The organism is Aeromonas sp. L_1B5_3, assembly GCF_963866575.1.
GTDB lineage: Bacteria > Pseudomonadota > Gammaproteobacteria > Enterobacterales > Aeromonadaceae > Aeromonas > Aeromonas jandaei.
In genome coordinates, this window is the sequence record NZ_CAWMDN010000022.1 from 1 (window position 1) to 1000 (window position 1000).

At 56.3% G+C, this 1000-nt stretch carries 1 pseudogene; it reads left to right on the forward strand.

Annotated elements, in window-relative coordinates:
* Window positions 1-999, forward strand: a pseudogene (locus AACR93_RS02090) (IS481 family transposase); the annotation flags it as partial.
* Between the last annotated feature and the right edge of the window lies 1 nt (window position 1000).

Below are 1000 nucleotides of genomic sequence, written 5' to 3' on the forward strand. Positions count from 1 at the left end.
TAGAGCTCGCCAAAGAGCTCAATAATGTCAGCAAAGCCTGCAAGATCATCGGCTACAGTCGTCAGCAGTTCTACGAAATTCGCCGTAACTACCAGACCTATGGCGCCGAGGGATTGCTCGACAAATTGCCCGGGTGTAAAGGGGCTCATCCCAATCGGGTTGCTCCCGAGATTGAACAGGCCATCCTCGATTACTCCCTCACCATACCGACTCATGGCCCGCTGCGGGTCGCGCAAGAACTGGCTCTGCAAGGCATCAATGTCAGTGCGGGTGGTGTGCGTGGCGTGTGGCAACGTCACGACTTGCTCTCCAAACACGACCGCTTGTTGCGCCTCGAGAAAACCCACCGGGAGCAGACCATTGAGCTCAGTGACGAGCAGATTCGCCTGTTAGAGCGCTTCAGCCCCGAGTTTCGCGAACGCCAGATTGAGGTTCACTACACCGGAGAACTGGTGGCGGTCGACACCTTCTTCGTCGGCGCGCTCAAGGGGGTTGGCAAGGTGTATCTGCAAACCGTGCTGGACTGCTACAGTCGCCACGCTTGGGGACGGCTCTACACCAGCAAGCTTCCGGTGACCTCGGTTCATGTGCTCAATGAAACGGTGCTGCCATTTTTCGAGGCCCACGAGGCACGGGTCTATACCATCCTGTCGGACAACGGGCGCGAGTTCTGTGGACGAACCTGACCATCATCCCTACGAGCTGTTCCTGCAACTGGAGGGGATTAAGCACCGGGCAACCAAGGTGCGCAGGCCGCAGAGCAACGGCTTTATCGAGCGGCTACATCGAACCTTGCTGGATTAATACTTCCGCATCAAGGGGAGGACGACCTGGTATGAGTCGGTAGAGCAGATGCAGACAGACCTGGATAACTATCTGGTGCACTACAACACCCAGCGGCCACATCAGGGCAGGATGATGGAGGGTCAAACCCCCTACAGCATGTTCAAGAAGGGTCTGAAATTGATACCGAAGGAAGTGCGCACTAAAGTAGCGTAAA